Here is a 16,720-nt window from a genome sequence, read left to right as displayed (position 1 = left end):
CGACGATACGACAGCCAGCCGTCACCCACCGTGGCACCCATGACCAGCACGAACCCGTACGCACCAGGCCGGCGGCGGGTCCGGAACCGGCCCGCCGTACGACCAACGCCCCACCTGTTGTAAAGTTTCATCCCGCTGGCCCCTGTAGCTCAGGGGATAGAGCACCGCCCTCCGGAGGCGGGTGCGCAGGTTCGAATCCTGCCAGGGGCACGGCCAGCTAGGATAACTACCTGCCTGGCTCACTGACGGCATACTACCGTCTCGTGGGCCGGGTAGCAGACCAGATTGCTTGGTCACTGCGCCGAGACTCTCTTGCGGCCCGCTAAGCAGTTCCTTCCCAAGTTGGGTAGCGCCTTCCATCGTGTCTCCGGTGAGGGTCACTTCACACCTGATCCGTTTACGCTCATCCCGTGTGTCACACACGATACGTAGCCGTAGCGCTTCGAACAGTCGCCTGGCCACGGTGTCGTCGAGGGTGTCGAGGTCCGCGATCCCGACCGGAAGAGCGTCCAGAAGTGCACCATTGGGCTGATCGGCATCTTCCAGCTCGAGGTTCCGCAGCCGCGTCTCGAGCTCGTCGCGTTCTGCCGCTAGCTCAGCTCGCCGCTGCCGGACGTCTCGGATGAGGTCGCGGTCCTCGTCGTCATTGACGAACTCAAGTTGCCGGACAAGCCGCTTGGCACGGTCCTTGGTGTCCTGGATGCGCCGGCGCAGCGCGTTCATCTTCGAGGCGCGCTCGCGAGCCTCGGCTGCTTGAATGTTGCCTGCTCCCGCTCCCAGAAGGTCGCGGCGATAACGGCCGAAGACCCGGGTAGCGAGAAAATCGTTCAGCGCTTCAGTGATTTTCGCTTCAGGGATCCACAGGCTTGCTGGATGGTCGTCGCGCCGATATTCCTTCCGTGGAGCGCAGACGTAGTAGGCGAAGCCCCTGATTGTCTTGCCGTGATGGCGACGTCCGCAAAAGCCACAGAAGACGTAGCTGCGGTAACGGTAGACACGTTTTGTCTGCGGATGTTTGTTGGGAAGTGACGTTGGTCGTGATCCCTTTGACCTTGACGGAACTTCCTGGGCGCGGACGAAGGTCTCAAGGTCAATGAGTGGTTCATGTTTGTACTCTGGTGACCATACCCAATGCGACGGTGGATTCAGCCGGTTATGCCCGCTTTTCCTGGCGTGACGATTCCACACCATGTGGCCGGTGTGCTTCGGATTCGTGAGAACCTCTCGCACGCTGCTCCCGGTCCAGCGGCCTACCGCTCTGCTTGGGTCAACGGGAGTCGGTGGCGGGTTGGTGTCGAGGTCTTCGTTGAGCCGGTGCGCGATGGCTGAGTAGCTCAGCAGCTCGTTGACGCGCCATGCGAATATCTTCTTCACTACCAGCCCCTGCACCGGATGCGGCGCGAGGAGTGTCTTCTTGGCGCCTTTGTCTCTTTTCTTCGGAACTGGATGTGGAACCAGGCGGGCCATGAAGCCGTAGCATGGCTTTCCTATATTGAAGCCGTTCTCAGTATGGATCGCGTAGCCGTCCCAGGCTTTTTCGAGCATCTCGAGCACGTACCATTCAGAGACACCTTGCTTAACGCGGCGAGTCAGCACTACGGTCGCTTTCTTCGCCTTCCGGCCGGGCGTTGGCAATGAAATTGGCTCATCAGCAGCGAGGAGCGGGATGCCGCATTCCTCAAGCTGGTGCTCGATCCGTGTTCCGTAGTACGTGCGGCGGGCGACGCGGTCGATAGATTCGCATATGACAGCCTCGAATCGTCTATCCTCGCGTTCCGCCTCATCAAGGAGATCGTTGAGACCTCCATCTCGCGGAATAGGAATGTCGAACCGCTTGAGCGACTTCCCCTTGCCACGCTTCGCCAGTTCCATACGTCCCGACTCCACGTCGTAGAAGTGGGCGACGATGATGGCCCCATCCGGCAAGCCTCTTCGGCAATTGTCCAGCTGGCGCGGCAACGATAGCGTCGGATCCTGTTGTTCGTCTCCTGACGTACGCCCGAGAAACGCGACATACAACGGCCGCTCCGCGGCGGGTCGTTCTAATGAGTTTCGCTTGATCCACCCTTGGATCTGTTCCGGGCTACCCACGTAAGTACCTCCAAGATGGCGCGCGTCTGCACCTGCCGTAAATGCGATGCTTCGACGCCGTCCACGGTGTGGACGCAGAATTCCACCGTATAGCTTTCATCCTCGCGTGGTCCACGCCTACGGACTGTCTTACGCATGACGTGGCACCACCGCCACCGAAGCCTCTCGCGTAACCGCAGTCGAGAAGTCTCGCTTGAAATCCGAGAAAACTCTCAGATCTAATTTTAAAGCGAATTCGGGACGAGACGAACGAGACGCGAGTCTGAGCCGGAGCGGAATAGCCGCGCGAGACACGGCAAAGAGCCTCGGCCCCGTTGGCCCACGCTTCGGCACCCAGCGAGAAACGGAAACACTAAGTCCGATGTCGGCCGAGACACGTCTTCCCTCCCTGCGAAGGCGCGGGGCTGAGGCTGGATCACGGATCTGAGCAAATGCGCCTAGAGCGTCCACGGTCTGGCCGGGAACGACGCCAACGGGCCCCTTCACACGCTTTCGGGACCTGTTCGAGGACTGCAGATGACCGGCACACCCGCCGAGCCGCCAGGTCGGGGGTTCATGCGGTACGACAACGCTCCGACATCGAGGCGGCACGGCTACCACAGCGCAGGTTGCACGGACAGAGACATCGGAGTCCTGCCACCCGAGCCTCCGTCGTACCCCGTCGACGAGACCCATGGCGCTTGCCAGGTCTCGCCGAGCGCCATCGCCATTACCGGCCTCGAGAGAGCAGCGGACGCACTGCACATCGGGCGTATCCCGCCGCAGCCCCCGTTCTCGCGCAAGCGATCGACGCGCCGAGAGATCACTGGCGGCCTGTCTCGCATGACCAGGGAGGCTCTCGCCGATCTCCCACGCACACTCGCGCAGCTCTCGTGCATCCACCATCTGTCCGAGCGCCGCCTCGCTAACGGCGTCTCGTCTAGCGAGACGTGCTGTGGCGTGGCGGAGCTCAACCGCAGACAAGGAAGCAACCTCATTCGGTCGGTCGGCCGACGATGGTCGCGTCATTGATAATCGCCTCCCTCCGCGGTTGGCTGCTGGGCGTGATGCCGAGCAAGAACAAGAGGTCGGTTGTAGCTACCTCGTAGACGGTGCCGATCCGCAAGAGTGGACAGGGAAATTTTCCCATCCGTGCGAGTTCGTAAGCCACGGTGCGCGCGATTCCCAAGACCGCGGCTGACGTACGCAGACTCACGATGGCCGGCAGTTCAGCGAGATCGGCGAGAGAGATCTGCGGCGGGGCTACCCGCCGAGCCGTGATGGCGGCCCTGACGGCAGCGCCTTGGTCCGAGCCCAACAGGCCGACTGTCGGTATCCGGTAGCTCGCGCCGACGAGGATGACCGAACACGGGAATTTCTCGTTCTGAGCGAGTCGGTAGCCGGCGGTGCGGCCGAGGCCCAACACGGCCGCCGCCGTAGGCAAATCCACGGTTGGTGGCAGGTCGGTCAGCCCAGCCCGATCGATTTCTGCCCGAGGGCGCCGCTGACGTTTCGGCATGGGTTCACCTCACGCCCGCGGCCAAAGTCGACTCGATGGAAGGCTTGGCATAGACGTCGATGTCGTTAAGGCTGAGCGGTCCGCTGGCGACGCGATCACCGCGGTGGAGCAGGCCGGCCGCCTGCCACACCAGCTTGGATGGAACGCCGCTCTCGCTGACGCGAGAGCGGTGGGGGCCAACAGGTGGGAGGTTGCTTTCGGTTATGGGCGCAGCGGTTACGAGGTGACCGCCTGGCCGCAGGACGGTGTAGCAGGCTTGAGCCAGTTCCTCTGCGTCTTCCTGCCACGTTGTCGGGTCGTCGAGAGCGATCGCCGCCGCGACACCTGGGTTGCCCAGCAACAGCCGACTGAGCTGACCGCACCGGACGGTTCGGACACGGCCCCGCGCATGCTGGATTGGGCTGACTGACTTCTGGTCGGTGTCCGCGGTACGTGCGTCGCTGTCACTGATCGCGAAGCAGGCCGTCACTCGCCGTTCGGACGCCAGCCACAGCCCGAATCGGGCCGGTACTGGATTGAGATCGACGATCAAGTCTCCGCGAACGGTAACCTCGTCGACCGTAGTTCGGATCGCGAGACTCAATACCCGTCGTCGGAATGTCGGCGACCCGGGCGGAATATTGTCTGCCGGGTCGTCCGTAGGTGGTTCACCAGCCATGCTGTGTGCGCCGCGGCGCGGTGAGATGTCGACACTCTCTAAGGCCTCCGAGACCTCCGATTGTTTACATCCGAATGACTAAAGGTGCCTAGGACGCCAGTTTGCCTTGTAAATCCGATAAACCTGACTGCACGCCTGAGGTTGCTAACACCGAAGTCGTCGCCCATCGACCGGACGCCGGCCGACATCTGACAGCGCAGGCTTGTGGGGAGGCTGGCGAGATTTACGAGGAAACACCATCTGCACGGCGTTGCACTTGGGTGGTTCCGGGTAGCAAGGAGCACAATCTGCTCCGTGACTAGACGGCGACACGGAAGCTGGTGGTCGGTGCGGGTGGATCTGCTGGGCGGTGGCCAAGCCGGCGAGCTTTGGCCTCACCCCGGCCGAATTTTCGCTGTGGCCCCGGTCCATACGTTCCACATGTTCGCCGAGGCGATTGATGACGCGTTCGCTCGGTGGGACCGCAGTCATCTGCACGAGTTCGAATTGCCAGCCTCTGGGAAGACCGTCGCGGAGTTGCGCTTCATCGACGACATCGACCCGGCACGGGAGTTGGACGCCGACGTACTGACGCTGGGTGAGGTGCTGGAGCTGGGCGCGGAGTTCAGATACACGTTCGATTTGGGAGACAACTGGCGCCACCGCTGCGTGATCGGGCCACAGGAGATCGATCCCGGCGAGGTGCTGGGTGTGGTGCCGGATAGGCCGTTGCCCTACTGGGGCTGGGGTGTCATCCCGGACCCGTACGGCCGGATGTTTGACGGCGACGACGGCGGTACGCCAATCCCGGAACCTCCGCACCAGCCGTGGCCGGGGCCGGACGCACCAGAGCCGATGTTCATTACTGAACACGGCCCAGGGCAGTACACCCGCACCGTCCGCATCATTGACAATGACGAGTAGCGGTGGTTGTACAACCCGATCCGGGACTTGCGAGACCGCCGCGACGGTCAGGACCAGCCAGAAATTCTCGAACGAGTCATGCCAGGCAATGTCGATCGCGGTCGGCTCTGCCACAGCCGCAGCCCTGCGAGCGGCAGCGCCAGATGCAAGCTCCGGGCGCCCCGTAGCGGCTGCCGCGCCGCGCCGACACCTACCTCTCCGCTGACCGCGCTCGGCCCTCGGTCAGGACGTCCGTATCAGTCGAGTTCGGAGATTTTGCGATGCAGGGCGAGCAGTGTGCGTGTGGCGGCGTCAGGCATGCCTGCCTGGTTTTGGAGATTGGCGAGTTGTTCGTAGAGGCTTTCGGCGAACGGGTCAATGTCGATGGCGCGTTGAACGGTCGCCATCGCATCGGTGAGGTTGTCGGTAGAGGTTAGGGCGGCGAGTCGCGAGAGGCAGTCGAGGGCGCGTCGGCGGACAGTTTCGCGGATGGGAATGGTCCATTCGGAGTTCACGCCGACGGCGAAGCCGTCCGTGTACAGGCTGGCGGCTCGTCGAAGCAACGCGGTTGTTTCGCCAGGCTCACGCTGTCGGCTGGCTTCGTCGATGAGGAGGTCGAATCGCCACAGGTCAACGTCGAAGACATCGCGGTCAAGGTGGTAGCGGCCGGTGTCGTTGTTGTAGATGATGAAGGTCTCCGTTGTTTGGGTGACCTTTCGGAGAATGGACCGCACGTTCCCGGTGGCGGTACGGCATCGTTGCTGGGTTTGTTGGAGTGTTGCGTCGGGATAGAGCGCTGCGCCTATTTCGTCGAGTGTTCCACCGCGTTCGTGCATCGCCAGCCATAGCACGAGTTCCCGTGCTGCGTGTCGAAGACCGTGTGTGATCGGGCCGCCGGCGACCAATATTCGAGGCGGCCCAAAGGTCGTCAGCTGGACCAAAGCGTCGGCGGACCTGGTGTTCACGATTCCCGCTGCGGGTAGGTCCTCCTCGTGCAAGTGTTCGCTTGTCGTGTCAGCACTCTCGATGTCGCCGGCCCCGACTCCGCCAGCGCCGCTAGACGCCTGCTCGGCGCAGTCGCCGGTTTCCACGTCGATGGTCTGGGAGCGAGACGGGTGAGGCCCGGATTTTCCTAGTGTGGCGGGGATTGTGGTGTCGCCATCGTTGCTCGTTCTGGTTGCAAGTGCGGTGTTCTCGATTGTTGGGGGCGCATTGGTCTGCGAGGGGTCGCGGGTGAAATGGGTGGCGCCGAGGAGATCGACCGCCTGATGGGTGTCGTCGTCCGTGACCATGTAGAACTTGCGCAGCAATCGGGATCCGGTGACGGTTCCGTCGATATCGACGGCTATTGAGGTCTCGATGCTGGTTTTGTTTGCATCAGCGGGATCGGTCGCTAGGGCGACGATGCGTATCCAGTTCTCGCCGTCGCGCAGGGCGGCGTGGACTTTGGTCCAGTCACCTTCGGCGGGGAGTATCGCGACCACAGTGGGCATCCAGTCCGTTCCGCCTAGGGCCTCTAGGTGTTTTCGGCTGGTCGCCTCGTCGTGCAAGAGGTCGAGCGCCCCAGCGGTGGTCTTGGCAATCGTCACCTGAGGCGGCACGATTGCGCTCATGGTCGCGGTGTTCCAGAGCTGGTGAGTGGTCAGCACGGATACCTCCTCCAACTCCAGCACGGACAACGCGGCCAGTAGCGTCGCGCGGAGGGCGCGCGCAGCACCGGGTCCGGTGAGAACAAGTCCGGTGGTGGGCAGGTCCTCAATCCTGATGTCCTCGCCATCCATAGTTTCCCCGATAGCGCATGGCTGGAACGCACCGGACAATGGTGGGGAGTCTTGCGTGGTCTGGTCCTCGTCTGCTCCTCTGTTATCGGTCTCGTACTTCTCGGTCTCCTGATCGAGCCATTGGTCAGGCACAGGCGATCGCGGAAAATCGACCGTGATGTCGCCGAGCTCGACCCGCGGGGTGTCGTCGGTGCGGTCCCTGATGGCCTCCCCTGTCTGCGTGTCCATCGCAAATCTGCTTTTCCCTGTGGTTGCACTGATGCGGTTGATCAAGCGTTCCCACGGCCATCGGATGTCGTGACGGGCGGGGCTGGGCCAGCTGGGTTGGTAGCGCCGTCGATAACGAAGGATGATCAGGCCGGCGGCGGCCAACAAGGTCGCAGCAAGTCCTGTGCTGATGACTGAACCGCTCGATAGCGCAATTGCGTTGTTTGACGAGTTTGCCGGTGGTTCGCCCGAATCCGGTTCGTGCTGAGCATTTGTGGCGGCAGGTGCCTGAGGACTCGGAGTCGGGTTGTTGGGAACCACACCGTCGTCACCGGGTGGGACCGGCATCGTTGACGGCGGAGTCGGTGACGACGGCGTGGTCGTTTGCGGCGCCACCAAGGGTTGACGCGCGGGCTGTGTGGCCACTGGTTTTTCCGTTCCAGGTCGGTTGGGATGCCGAGAATTCGGCTGCGACGTCATTGGGCCTGGTGTGTCTTGTCGTGCCGGCGCTGGTGGAGGCACGTTCCGTCCTGAAGATGTCTGGGGCGGCTGCCGCGGTCTCGGCTGCGGCACGTTTGATCCAGGCGCGTTCAGCCGGGGTGTCGCCGGAAGGCGGAGTTTCCAGCCGGGTTCTATCTCATCTGGATCGGTGAGACGGCCGCCGACGCGTTGGTGGATTCCTTTGTTGAGCGCGAAAATCTGGTCCACGAGGGTTTGAATGCGAGCGTTGCCTGAGTGTGGGCCGAGGTGGTGTTTGGCGATGTTCCAGAGGTTGTCACCCGACTGGACGACATAGATTTCTCGGCTCGGTACACGCTCAGTCGTGCTTGCTACGAAACCCAAGCCGCCGGTGGGGCTCCCTACTGGTTGGAGAAGCGTCGATGTCCGGCTCGATGCGTTTTCGATAAATTGGGTGACAGCTGGCCGGGCAGGCGTACCGGTCGGTGTCGTGGGCGTCGCAGGAGTGGGCGCCGCGATGGCGGCGGTGGATTCAGCGACGATCGCGGCGGCAATGGCGCCGACGAGGATACGGGCCAGGAACCGCAACGGCCCGCCACGTGCACTGTGCGTACGGCGGATCAGGTTGGTGATCTCGGTGACGACGTCGAGTAGGAAGAGCGCCCAGATGATCCATCCGGCGATGGCGAGGGTGTTGATGATGACCTGGTCGGGAATGTGTGCGTCGGTGAGCAGCTGCCCAAGGTCGTCCAGCTTCGGAAGTGACATGGGTAGCGGCCAGCGCGCAGCCCAGATAAGGAGAGCAGGTAGACCGATCAGCGCGGCGGCCAAGCCGAGCGTGCCAGCCAGGGCTTTCAGGACGCGGGGGTGTAGGGGTGCCATCGTGTGTCTCCCCTATCGGTTCGGTGCGGTGACGCCGGATTCGGCCACGGCGGTAGCGGTGGCCGCGACGGGGATGGCGGTCAGCCCAACGGAATTGAGCAGTCGGGTGCGGTAGTTGGACGTGACGGTGACCGTGACGGCGGTCGTAGTCGCTGTCACAGTTCCGGTGGCGTGCAAGCGATGGAGGTAGTCAAGCGCGGCGTATTCGGCGGCGGGTGGGTCAAGGCGAGCATCGCCGGTTTGCCGGAAGACGATGAGATTCAACTGCCAGGCGCCTGTGCGGGCCGCGGCTTGGGCGATGGTGCCGGCGTCGTACTTCGTTCGCAGAGCAAGGCCCGCGTCGAGAACAAACGCAGCGACGACGAGTGCCGCGAGGGCGAGGATGCACATGGCCGGAGTGATGCTGCCGTCCTCACCGCTCCGTGGCCCGGAGCGTAGGCATTTTGCCATATTGCGAGCGTTCATGGGTTTCACCTAATTTCCACGTGATCGCCACTGGTCGACCGGGGAGCTGCCGCGACCTGTGAGGGGAATTGCCGCGGGGACGCCGAGAATCGCCAGGTCTTGGAAAGGAACATCGCATTCAAAGATGACCGTGACGGTGCCTCCAGGGTTGAACTGCGTCAGGTCGACGTCGATGTGACTGTTCTGGCATCGGATTCCCTGGTCGCGCAACGATGTTTCGGCGACGACCTCGGCTTGGATGCGTGCGGTTGCCGGCGTACGCGCCAAGGACGCGGCGCGCGAGGCGTTTCCTGCAGCGGCGGTGAGCCGAAGTTGCGTGGCGACTCCGCGGCCGCAGAAGACCACCATCATGAGCAAAGCGAGGAAAACGGAGGCGAGAATCGGCAGCTCCACCTCGGTTGATCCGTCCTCCGCGCGTAGGCGCCTGAGAACCTGACGCTGCGTACGCGTCTCCGATCCGCTGTGTCGCTCGGATTCGTTGGTGATCATCGGTCTTGGTCTGTCGTGAATCTCTCGAGCTCAGCGCTGCTCGTCACCGCAACTGGGATCACCATGCCGGGCAGAAGTGGTTGCACCTCGGCCTTGATGGCGACGGTGACGCGTGTGCCGTCCCGGTAGATGCGCACCTGTGGCTTGGTGAGCAGGTTCGGTGTGGTCGTACGAAGAATGGCATTAGCTTGCGTCCGCGCGACGGCAACGCTGCCGCCATCGGCGCGGGCGGTGTCCAGCGCAGTGGTAGCGGCGTAGTGCGCAACCTGGGTGGCATAGGCCCACAATCCCGCTTGCACGATTAGCATCATCAGCGCGACGATCGCCGGCGCGGCGACGGCGAAGCTGACGCTGCTTGAACCCTTTTCACCAGACAGTTTGCGGCGCAGCCACAAAAAAGGTCGCAGCATACGTGCGAGTGCGGTGACAGTCTGTGTGGCTAGGGCTATTTCCATATGTTTTGCGCTTTCTGGGTGGCGCCGGCGATGACGATCCCGACGATGACGGTGGTGGCGATGACGGTGAGCGCCACAATCAGCACCCATTCATTTACCTCGCCGTTCTCGGAACCGCGCTCCCGCAATCGTGTGAGGTGTGTGGACCACCAGATAGCGGCGGCATGCACACAGTCAGCGATAAAGCCGTAAATTCCGTGGATCCACGTTGCGCGGTGTGGTGGTGGCATGGGTTATTGCTCCTGTTGTTGCTCAGCCGAGTGTGCGCATCACCGTGGTCAGCGCGGGGTACACGAGGAAGACGAGAAAGGCCAGCGCCAGCAAGGCCAATGGTATGGCCATGCGTTCGGTGTTGGTGGTGGCGTCAGCTTCGTCGGCGGCCAGTTGCTGGGTACGAAGTGCGTCGGCGCGGGCGATCAATGACGCGCGGATGCGGGCGCCTTCACCGCCGGCCAACTCAGCAGTGGTGGCGAGGTCGCGGAGCTCAATGACGTCCAGTTGTTCGCCGAGCTGGTCCAGGGATTGCCAGAGGGTGAGTCCGGGCAGGAGGTTGGCGTCGCGGACGGCGCGGTGTAGGAGCGTCGCGTGTGGCCCTTCGCCGACGGCCGTGGCTGCATTGAGAGCTTGATGCACGCCTGCGCCGCCAGCCAGGCTGACCGCGGTCAGGTCGAGCACTGCCGACAGAGTGTGGCGCATCGCGGCGCGCTGGGCGTCAGCTGCCGATCGGAGCCGCAGGACTGGTATTGCCATGCCCAGCACTGCGGTGGCCAAAGTCGCCCAGACCGGCAGGGCGAACCCTATGCCAACGCCGAAGGCAGCAAGGAACGCGCATACGAGGGTTGGAGCGGTCAGCCCAGCCAGCGCACTGGAAACCTGGATGAGCGCGTACTGGTCGACGCTGCGGCCGGCGGCGGCCAGATCGCGGTGCATCGCGGAGGTCGGCAACCCCGCTGCTCTGAGGATTGTGGTCGTCGATCGCACTAGCAGCCGTGAAAACTGTTCCCGCGCGGGCGGTGTTCTGGCTGGCGGCTGCTGCAGTTCGGCGAGGCTAGCGCTCAACGTCGAGTGGATCGGCGTGAGCCCAGTAATGACCAGCCATAGTCCCAGTCCGCCGACGCCGCCGAGCAGAATCGCGCGAACCGGCAGCGCCTCGACCAGGCTGACCACGCCGGACAGGGCCTCCATAGCGATCGCTCCGGCGGTCATGTCGGGTCCTGCAGTCGGGCTGGGTGGTCGAGCCGGTCCAGTGCGGTGAGGAATCGGCCCGAGTCGGGCTCGCGTCCCATGCGGCCAAGGAGCAGGAACGCGCCGGAGAACAGGACGCCGACGACCAGCAGGGTCAGTTGCCCGGTCCAGCTGTCGTAGGGGGCGAGGAACTGGTGGCTGGTGACGGCGAGGAAGGCGACAGTCCCCACGCTGGTGGCGGTGATGATGCGGACCGAGGTACGGACCCGGGCCCGCTGGGGTTCCAGTCGTCGTCTCGTTGCGACCTGGTCGCGTGCGGTCGCGGCCAACGCCGCCAATTGTCGGGCGACGCCGGCTCCGGCGTGTCCTGCAGTGGCTGTGGCCAGGGTGGCGATGACGAGGTCAGCCGTACGGTCGTCCAGGTGGTGACCGCATCGGCGCAACGCGGCCGGAAGGCGGTCGCCGCGGTGGATAGCGCCGGCCAGCTCGCTGATCTCGGTCGCGATCGGCTCAGGTGCTTTCCGTGCGCTGACAGTGATGGCGTGATGGAGGCCTGCACCGGCTGAGACCAAGTCCCTCAAGGATTCGGTCCAGGTCGCGACCGCCTCGCAGCGCTGCTGCCGGCGCACCGCGACCCGATCCGGTCCCAAGATCGGTGGCAGCGCCCACACTCCGGCCGCAGCCAGCGCTACCGTGACCGGCCACCCGGTCACGACACCCATCGCCGTACCAGCGGTCGCAGCGAGGCTCACGCGGATGACCAGGCGCCGCAGCCCAACTCGGTCGGCAGGGATCCTCACCTGAACTCGACTGGGTCGTGCCCTATCCCCGAGCGGAGTCGCCGGTGAGGGCATGGGCGCGCCGTTGCCCGGTGTCCGATCAGTGGGTGACCGGAGCTGGTCGAGGAGCAGCCACAGGCCCGCGCCGATGCCGATTCCCAGGATCATCCCGATCGCGGCAAGTGAAGACATCATTTCCACCACCGCCCGCTGGTGATGAATGCGTCTGGGGGCAAGTTCTGGGCGGTCAGGATGGCGCGCAGCCGGTCTGATGGAGCGGCGCCTGGTTCGGCACGCCGGTCCGTGCCAGGGCGGAAGAGTTCGTTGCTGATGACGGTTTTTTCGTCTGCGCCGACGATTTCACGTACGGAGGACACAACGCGGCGACCGTCGGTCGCAGTGGTCAAGTAGACGACTAACTGAACAGCGGATGCAAACAGCAGGTTGGACGCTTCCAGGCTGAGCCGCTGGCTGGAGAGCCCAGCGTATGAGGCTGCCTTCAGCGGTGCTTGTTCGCTGCTGGAGGCGTGGATCGTGGACATACCTCCCACGCCCATGTTCATCGCAGCGAAGAAGGCCACGATTTCGGGACCTCGGATCTCGCCGACGATCATTCGTTCCGGTGAGCCGCGGGTGGCCAGTACGACCAAGTCCTCCTGGGTGATCGCACCCTCGCCTTCGATGTTGGCGTCACGGGTCTGCGCGGCGGTGACGACCAGGTGCGCCGGATCCTGGTCCAGTCGCAGTTCGTAGATGTCCTCGATGGTCCAGATCCGTTCCTGGGCAGGGATAACCGAAGCGAGGCCGCGCAGAAACGTGGTTTTCCCGATGCCTGGCGCGCCGCAGATCAGGATGTTGCGGTGGCCCAGGACCGCCGCCGCGAAGAACTGCCGCAGCAGTTCGGACATGACACCGAGTTCGACGAGATCGCTCAGGCTCACGTGCCGGTACCTATGTCGCCGGATGGACACAAAAGGGCGGCGGGTAAGCCAGGCGATCGCGGTCAGCCGGGATCCGTCCGGTAGTTCCAGGAACAGCCAGGGATGGCTGCGAGTGAAGCGACGTTCCTGGTGCCCGTCGGGATTCTGGTGATCCCCAGCGCGAGCGGCCCGCTGCTGCAGGAGGTCGATAAGGTCGGTGTCGGAGTCCGCAATCGGTGCTGTTGGGCGCGTCGTGCCGTCGGCCAGCGTGACCCAGACGGAGTCGGCGCCGTTGATGGTGATCGTTTCAACCTGTGGATCGTCGAGCAGAGGTTGCAGGAGTCCCCATCCCAGCAGCACGTCACGTACGTATCCGGCGATCGCGTCGCGGGTGAACCTGTCCATAGGTTCCCGCGCCTCGGTCACGTCCTGTTGGGTGAATTCCGCGAGCACGTCGATTGTCAGCGTGTCCACTATTGAATTGCGGTCGGACTCGGTCAACCGGGATCTATCAGGATCGCCCCGCATCTGGTCGCGATAGCCGCGCTCGACCTTCGCAAGTACCTCGGCGTGTCGTCGCCGTGCACCCGTTAGCGGCTGATCCGCCGCCCCTGCTAAGTGCTGGAAGATCCCGGCCGCAGATGTCCCTGCGTCAGCGGCTCGGGCGCCAGTGGGAGGCGCGGCAGCCGTGTTGGACGAATGAGGAACGGATGTCGGGCTTGTCATGGCGTGGTCATCGCCTCGCCTGCGTCGCGGTTTGCTGCCTGCGCATCATCCGGAGAAATCCAGGGCACAACGCCGGGCGCGAAGGCAGGAGGTTCTGAATATGTAAGGCTTGTTGTTTCGTACCGGATCGCCACTGATCCCGCCGTGTTGCCGGGACCTTCCCGCGGCCGCATTCTTGTTGGCATCAGTGCGGGTGGCATGGGCTGGGTTGGATGGCCGGATGGTCCGGTTGGGTTTGTGGTGCGGTGGTCGTGGAATTGCAAAAGTCGGGTGGCGAGCTCGGTGACCGCAGTGGTGTATGACTTTCCTGGGCGATGCTTGGTAATCGGGTTTGTTCGTCGGCCGGCAAATGCTGCAGCGGCGTTCGGATCGCGCGGTAATGCTCCCAGAATTCGTACGCCGGCGGCCTGCTCGATTTGGGAAAGCGGAAACGCTGGGTCGCCGACAAGGACCAGCCCGACGGGCAACTCTTGCCACACTCGGGTGTATTCGTTGAGCCGGGCCAAAGCCTCGAACGTGCCGTTTGTAACGACAAGGATCATGTCGCTTTGACGTATCAGCTCTGCCGTGGGCGCGACTGTAGGTGCGCGGCCGGCGTCGACTAGGACTACGGCGTTGGCATTGGGCTGGGTCAGTCCGGCCCAGTTGGCATCTCGCAAGAGTCCCAGACTGACTAGCGTCGGTCCGGAGTGCGACGGGCTGACCACCATCTCGACCGGTCGCCCAACAGCGAACCGCACCTGATGGGTGTGATGGCGTACGCGTGCCAACGTCGATTCTGCGCCGGAGTCCGAATTGGATGGCTGCGGGTCGACCGGTCGCGGCGAGGCAATACCACTTCTGGCGGTGGCGGCTAGTGTGCCGTCTGGTGGCGTCGGTGGCTTTCCCAAGGCATGTGCCGCCTTGGCGGCCAAGCTGGTCAGCCCGGGGTGTTCAGACAGGCCGAGGCGGCAGGCCAGGTCACCGCCTGCTGGGTCAGCCTCGATAACTGGTGTCCAATGACGGTGCGGCCACAGCGCGGCCAACGCGACCGTGGTAGTGGTCGTTCCTGGGGAATTTTTGAGCGATACGAGGACAACCAGCATCATCGGCTCCCTGGTGCGACCAATACGACGGCCAACTGGTCGTCGGGCAACGAGGCGAGTTTCAGCGCGTCGGCATGGGCGAGGATCAGTTGCAGGACGATGTCGGCTCCCCCGGCGGCTCGGTCCGTCGACGTCACTGAGACGACAGTGGCTCGCATCGCCGTTGCTGCGGATTCGGTTCCCGTTCCGCTGGCGGCCCCAGCGGTCGATGACGGGTTCGCGGACGGCGCGGCGGTGACGACGGTGATCTGAGCACCCGCCGCGAGCGCGGGCGGATATCGGCCGGAGGCTAGTGCGATTCCGGCGACTCCTTGTCCGGCGGGTGGCCATGCCGGGTCGCCGACGCTGGACCGCGTGATCAACGCATCCGCGTGAAGTGGTGCAGTCAGCGGATGCCCCACGAGACTGCTGCGTTCAGTGGCTGGGATGGCGCCAAGAACAGGGTCGGCAGCGACGGCGACACTGCGCATGTCAGCGGCGGTGAGCATGTAGCCGACCGGCCGTTCGGCGACCAGAATCAGGACGTCGGTCCGCGGGTCCGCGCGCAGCATGAGGGCCGTGGCTATAAGGGCGCAAACGACCACGAGTCCTGCACCGAGCAGGGCCCGAGGCCATCGCCGCCGCGTAGCTCTTGGTGGTCGTGGCCGGATCGGTTCGGCTTTGGGCGGCCGTGGGGCCACAAGGGTTGCCATCAATCCTCTCCCCGAAGTATCTGCGCTGGCACCGGTACATTGCGGCTACATGGTGTTATGCCGTCGATGTCACATCGAGACGACAGGCGCCCTTGAACAATGACGAAGAAGGTCTATTTGCACGATCGCTACGAGTTCGTTGCCGCGTGGTCAACGAATAACCCAGTGGTAAAAGAGAACAACGGGTGTCACGACCAGAACGGTGCTGACGGGCAGCCACACGAGCATGATTTCCAGCCAGATCCGCAGTGTGTTGCGCTCGTCGAATTCGATTCCCGCGAAAAACTTGGATCGTGTCGTACGCTCGCACCAGTGACGCCGACGCCCGGCCTGCGGCAGTGGTACGGCCGGCGCGGTTACTCCGGCTGCATCGCAAGCTGATCTGTTCGTCTCGGCTGCAATCGACCGATGGTCGAACGCGATCTCGTCGACGGATGGGGGCGTGTTCTGCATCGGCTCGTTGCCCGAAGCGATTCGTGTCACGGCTGCCTTTGAGTGGACGGCGACAGTCCCTAGATATTGGACGGTGTCGTTGCCGAGAACCAGCGTTGAAGTACTCCATTCCCTTGCGAGGCAAGGGAATGGCGGTGTGGAGTCAGCGCTGCCCGTGGCACAGCGGCCTACCATCTGGATCTCGGCGTTCCCTCTGGCCAGGTCCCCGATCCGAAACCTTGGGTTGAGTCCGGCGGTGCTGGATTCGTGCCATGGCCCGGTTTGTAGCTCGCGCCGGGGTTAGGGAAAACGGGCACCGACCCAGCGAAGTGAATGAGTTCTGGGCCGAGACCAAGGAGGTGGGCAACAGCGCCAGCGGTCATGGCCAGGCAGGCAACCAGCATGACGATTCCGCCGGTGCTGAAGTTCAGGGTGAGCAGGGCAAGTGCGTTTCCCCCGCCGCCAAGTGCGCTGGTGCCGAAGTAGGCTGTTTTGGTCGATGCCGCGTACCCAAGCATGATGGTCATTGCTCCGGTGGCCGCGATAACCATCGCCGGACGCGAGCCCAGCAGTGTCCTGCGGTGCCCGCTGTCGGGGTGAAGGCCAACCAGGATCAAAGCGAGAACGAGCGCAGCGAGCGCCACCGGCAGCACTGAGAGCGGGAACAGGAATGTTTCGTTGCTCCAGGCTGAAAATGAGTCCGGGAAGTTTGTCATCGGCGCCCCGGCGAGCAGTGGTGACAGGTCACTGCGGTACGCCACGAACGAGGCGAATGATCCGCCGATCACGGCGGCAGCCGCCAGCGCGGCGGCCAGCACGCCGATGGATATCCGGCGGCGCGGCCGGCCAAGTATCCAGCCAGAGACCGGATCTGACGTGTTGGCTGGGGCGATTAGTGGCTCGGGGTGTTCGAGGTGTCGTTGCTGTTCAACCTGCTCGGCCGACGGTGTGGCCGACCAGCGTCCGTACGGCGAGGACGGCGTCAGCGGGTGCGGCCGTGAGGTGGGATATGCGATCCCAGGAATGGTTGGGTA

At 63.8% G+C, this 16,720-nt stretch carries 15 protein-coding genes, 1 tRNA gene and 1 pseudogene; 2 read left to right on the top strand and 15 right to left on the bottom strand.

Annotated elements, in window-relative coordinates; translation table 11 throughout:
* The first annotated feature begins 138 nt into the window (after positions 1–138).
* Positions 139–210: transfer RNA gene (locus ABD301_RS11890), tRNA-Arg, on the top strand.
* 864 nt (positions 211–1,074) lie between these two features.
* On the opposite strand, the pseudogene ABD301_RS42415 reads toward ABD301_RS11890, so the two are convergent.
* The 3 genes and pseudogenes from ABD301_RS42415 to ABD301_RS11880 form a co-directional block, all read right to left on the bottom strand.
* Positions 1,075–1,467 (bottom strand): annotated as a pseudogene (locus tag ABD301_RS42415) (recombinase family protein); the annotation flags it as partial.
* Between the two features lie 1,597 nt (positions 1,468–3,064).
* On the bottom strand, positions 3,065–3,589 hold the full coding sequence (locus ABD301_RS11885) for a hypothetical protein (RefSeq protein WP_279582844.1): 525 nt from the start codon (positions 3,587–3,589) through the stop codon (positions 3,065–3,067).
* Positions 3,590–3,593: 4 nt separating this feature from the next.
* Positions 3,594–4,121, bottom strand: a complete 528-nt coding sequence (locus ABD301_RS11880; RefSeq protein ID WP_344309795.1) for a hypothetical protein — start codon at positions 4,119–4,121, stop codon at positions 3,594–3,596.
* A gap of 420 nt (positions 4,122–4,541) precedes the next feature.
* On the opposite strand from ABD301_RS11880, the gene ABD301_RS11875 reads away from it, so the two are divergent.
* Complete coding sequence (locus ABD301_RS11875) at positions 4,542–5,150, top strand: IS1096 element passenger TnpR family protein (RefSeq protein ID WP_344309793.1); 609 nt, start codon at positions 4,542–4,544, stop codon at positions 5,148–5,150.
* A gap of 236 nt (positions 5,151–5,386) precedes the next feature.
* Here ABD301_RS11875 and ABD301_RS11870 read toward each other — a convergent pair whose 3' ends face one another.
* From ABD301_RS11870 to ABD301_RS11815, 12 genes are all read right to left on the bottom strand, one after another.
* Positions 5,387–8,458 carry a BTAD domain-containing putative transcriptional regulator gene (locus tag ABD301_RS11870; RefSeq protein WP_344309791.1) on the bottom strand — a complete coding sequence of 1,024 codons (3,072 nt, stop codon included), beginning with the start codon at positions 8,456–8,458 and terminating at the stop codon, positions 5,387–5,389.
* Between the two features lie 12 nt (positions 8,459–8,470).
* Positions 8,471–8,923, bottom strand: a complete 453-nt coding sequence (locus ABD301_RS11865) for a pilus assembly protein TadG-related protein (protein ID WP_344309789.1) — start codon at positions 8,921–8,923, stop codon at positions 8,471–8,473.
* A gap of 9 nt (positions 8,924–8,932) precedes the next feature.
* Entirely contained in the window at positions 8,933–9,412 is a 480-nt protein-coding gene (locus ABD301_RS11860) for a TadE/TadG family type IV pilus assembly protein (RefSeq protein ID WP_344309787.1), read from the bottom strand.
* Positions 9,409–9,822: a TadE family protein gene (locus ABD301_RS11855; protein ID WP_163573001.1), complete on the bottom strand. Its 414-nt coding sequence runs from the start codon at positions 9,820–9,822 to the stop codon at positions 9,409–9,411. The genes ABD301_RS11860 and ABD301_RS11855 overlap by 4 nt, the downstream gene beginning before the upstream one ends.
* A 35-nt stretch (positions 9,823–9,857) precedes the next feature.
* The gene (locus tag ABD301_RS11850; protein WP_344309783.1) at positions 9,858–10,097 is read right to left on the bottom strand and encodes a hypothetical protein; all 240 of its coding nucleotides are present in this window, start codon (positions 10,095–10,097) and stop codon (positions 9,858–9,860) included.
* A gap of 22 nt (positions 10,098–10,119) precedes the next feature.
* Positions 10,120–11,073, bottom strand: a complete 954-nt coding sequence (locus ABD301_RS11845; RefSeq protein ID WP_344309781.1) for a type II secretion system F family protein — start codon at positions 11,071–11,073, stop codon at positions 10,120–10,122.
* Positions 11,070–11,804, bottom strand: a complete 735-nt coding sequence (locus ABD301_RS11840; RefSeq protein WP_344309779.1) for a type II secretion system F family protein — start codon at positions 11,802–11,804, stop codon at positions 11,070–11,072. Before ABD301_RS11840 ends, ABD301_RS11845 begins: the two co-directional genes overlap by 4 nt.
* A gap of 218 nt (positions 11,805–12,022) precedes the next feature.
* Positions 12,023–13,225: a TadA family conjugal transfer-associated ATPase gene (locus ABD301_RS11835; RefSeq protein ID WP_344309777.1), complete on the bottom strand. Its 1,203-nt coding sequence runs from the start codon at positions 13,223–13,225 to the stop codon at positions 12,023–12,025.
* 248 nt (positions 13,226–13,473) lie between these two features.
* Positions 13,474–14,562, bottom strand: a complete 1,089-nt coding sequence (locus ABD301_RS11830) for a CpaE/TadZ family protein (protein WP_344309775.1) — start codon at positions 14,560–14,562, stop codon at positions 13,474–13,476.
* Entirely contained in the window at positions 14,562–15,113 is a 552-nt protein-coding gene (locus ABD301_RS11825) for a hypothetical protein (RefSeq protein WP_344309773.1), read from the bottom strand. Before ABD301_RS11825 ends, ABD301_RS11830 begins: the two co-directional genes overlap by 1 nt.
* 291 nt (positions 15,114–15,404) lie before the next feature.
* Positions 15,405–15,707: a hypothetical protein gene (locus ABD301_RS11820; RefSeq protein ID WP_163573006.1), complete on the bottom strand. Its 303-nt coding sequence runs from the start codon at positions 15,705–15,707 to the stop codon at positions 15,405–15,407.
* 167 nt (positions 15,708–15,874) lie between these two features.
* Complete coding sequence (locus ABD301_RS11815; RefSeq protein WP_344309771.1) at positions 15,875–16,504, bottom strand: hypothetical protein; 630 nt, start codon at positions 16,502–16,504, stop codon at positions 15,875–15,877.
* Positions 16,505–16,720 lie beyond the last annotated feature (216 nt).

The organism is Fodinicola feengrottensis, assembly GCF_039530045.1.
Classification (GTDB): Bacteria; Actinomycetota; Actinomycetes; order Mycobacteriales; family HKI-0501; genus Fodinicola; species Fodinicola feengrottensis.
The sequence above is the reverse complement of the archived record's forward strand: the minus strand, read 5'-3'. Positions and strand labels throughout refer to the sequence as shown.

What these genes read in the sequence shown, in the direction of transcription:
- ABD301_RS11820 (WP_163573006.1), bottom strand. Translation starts at nt 15,707, where the DNA reads ATGCAGAACACGCCCCCATCCGTCGACGAGATCGCGTTCGACCATCGG.
- ABD301_RS11845 (WP_344309781.1), bottom strand. Translation starts at nt 11,073, where the DNA reads ATGACCGCCGGAGCGATCGCTATGGAGGCCCTGTCCGGCGTGGTCAGC.
- ABD301_RS11830 (WP_344309775.1), bottom strand. Translation starts at nt 14,562, where the DNA reads ATGCTGGTTGTCCTCGTATCGCTCAAAAATTCCCCAGGAACGACCACT.
- ABD301_RS11885 (WP_279582844.1), bottom strand. Translation starts at nt 3,589, where the DNA reads ATGCCGAAACGTCAGCGGCGCCCTCGGGCAGAAATCGATCGGGCTGGG.
- ABD301_RS11825 (WP_344309773.1), bottom strand. Translation starts at nt 15,113, where the DNA reads ATGCTGCGCGCGGACCCGCGGACCGACGTCCTGATTCTGGTCGCCGAA.
- ABD301_RS11855 (WP_163573001.1), bottom strand. Translation starts at nt 9,822, where the DNA reads ATGCTGCGACCTTTTTTGTGGCTGCGCCGCAAACTGTCTGGTGAAAAG.
- ABD301_RS11865 (WP_344309789.1), bottom strand. Translation starts at nt 8,923, where the DNA reads ATGAACGCTCGCAATATGGCAAAATGCCTACGCTCCGGGCCACGGAGC.
- ABD301_RS11860 (WP_344309787.1), bottom strand. Translation starts at nt 9,412, where the DNA reads ATGATCACCAACGAATCCGAGCGACACAGCGGATCGGAGACGCGTACG.
- ABD301_RS11850 (WP_344309783.1), bottom strand. Translation starts at nt 10,097, where the DNA reads ATGCCACCACCACACCGCGCAACGTGGATCCACGGAATTTACGGCTTT.
- ABD301_RS11870 (WP_344309791.1), bottom strand. Translation starts at nt 8,458, where the DNA reads ATGGCACCCCTACACCCCCGCGTCCTGAAAGCCCTGGCTGGCACGCTC.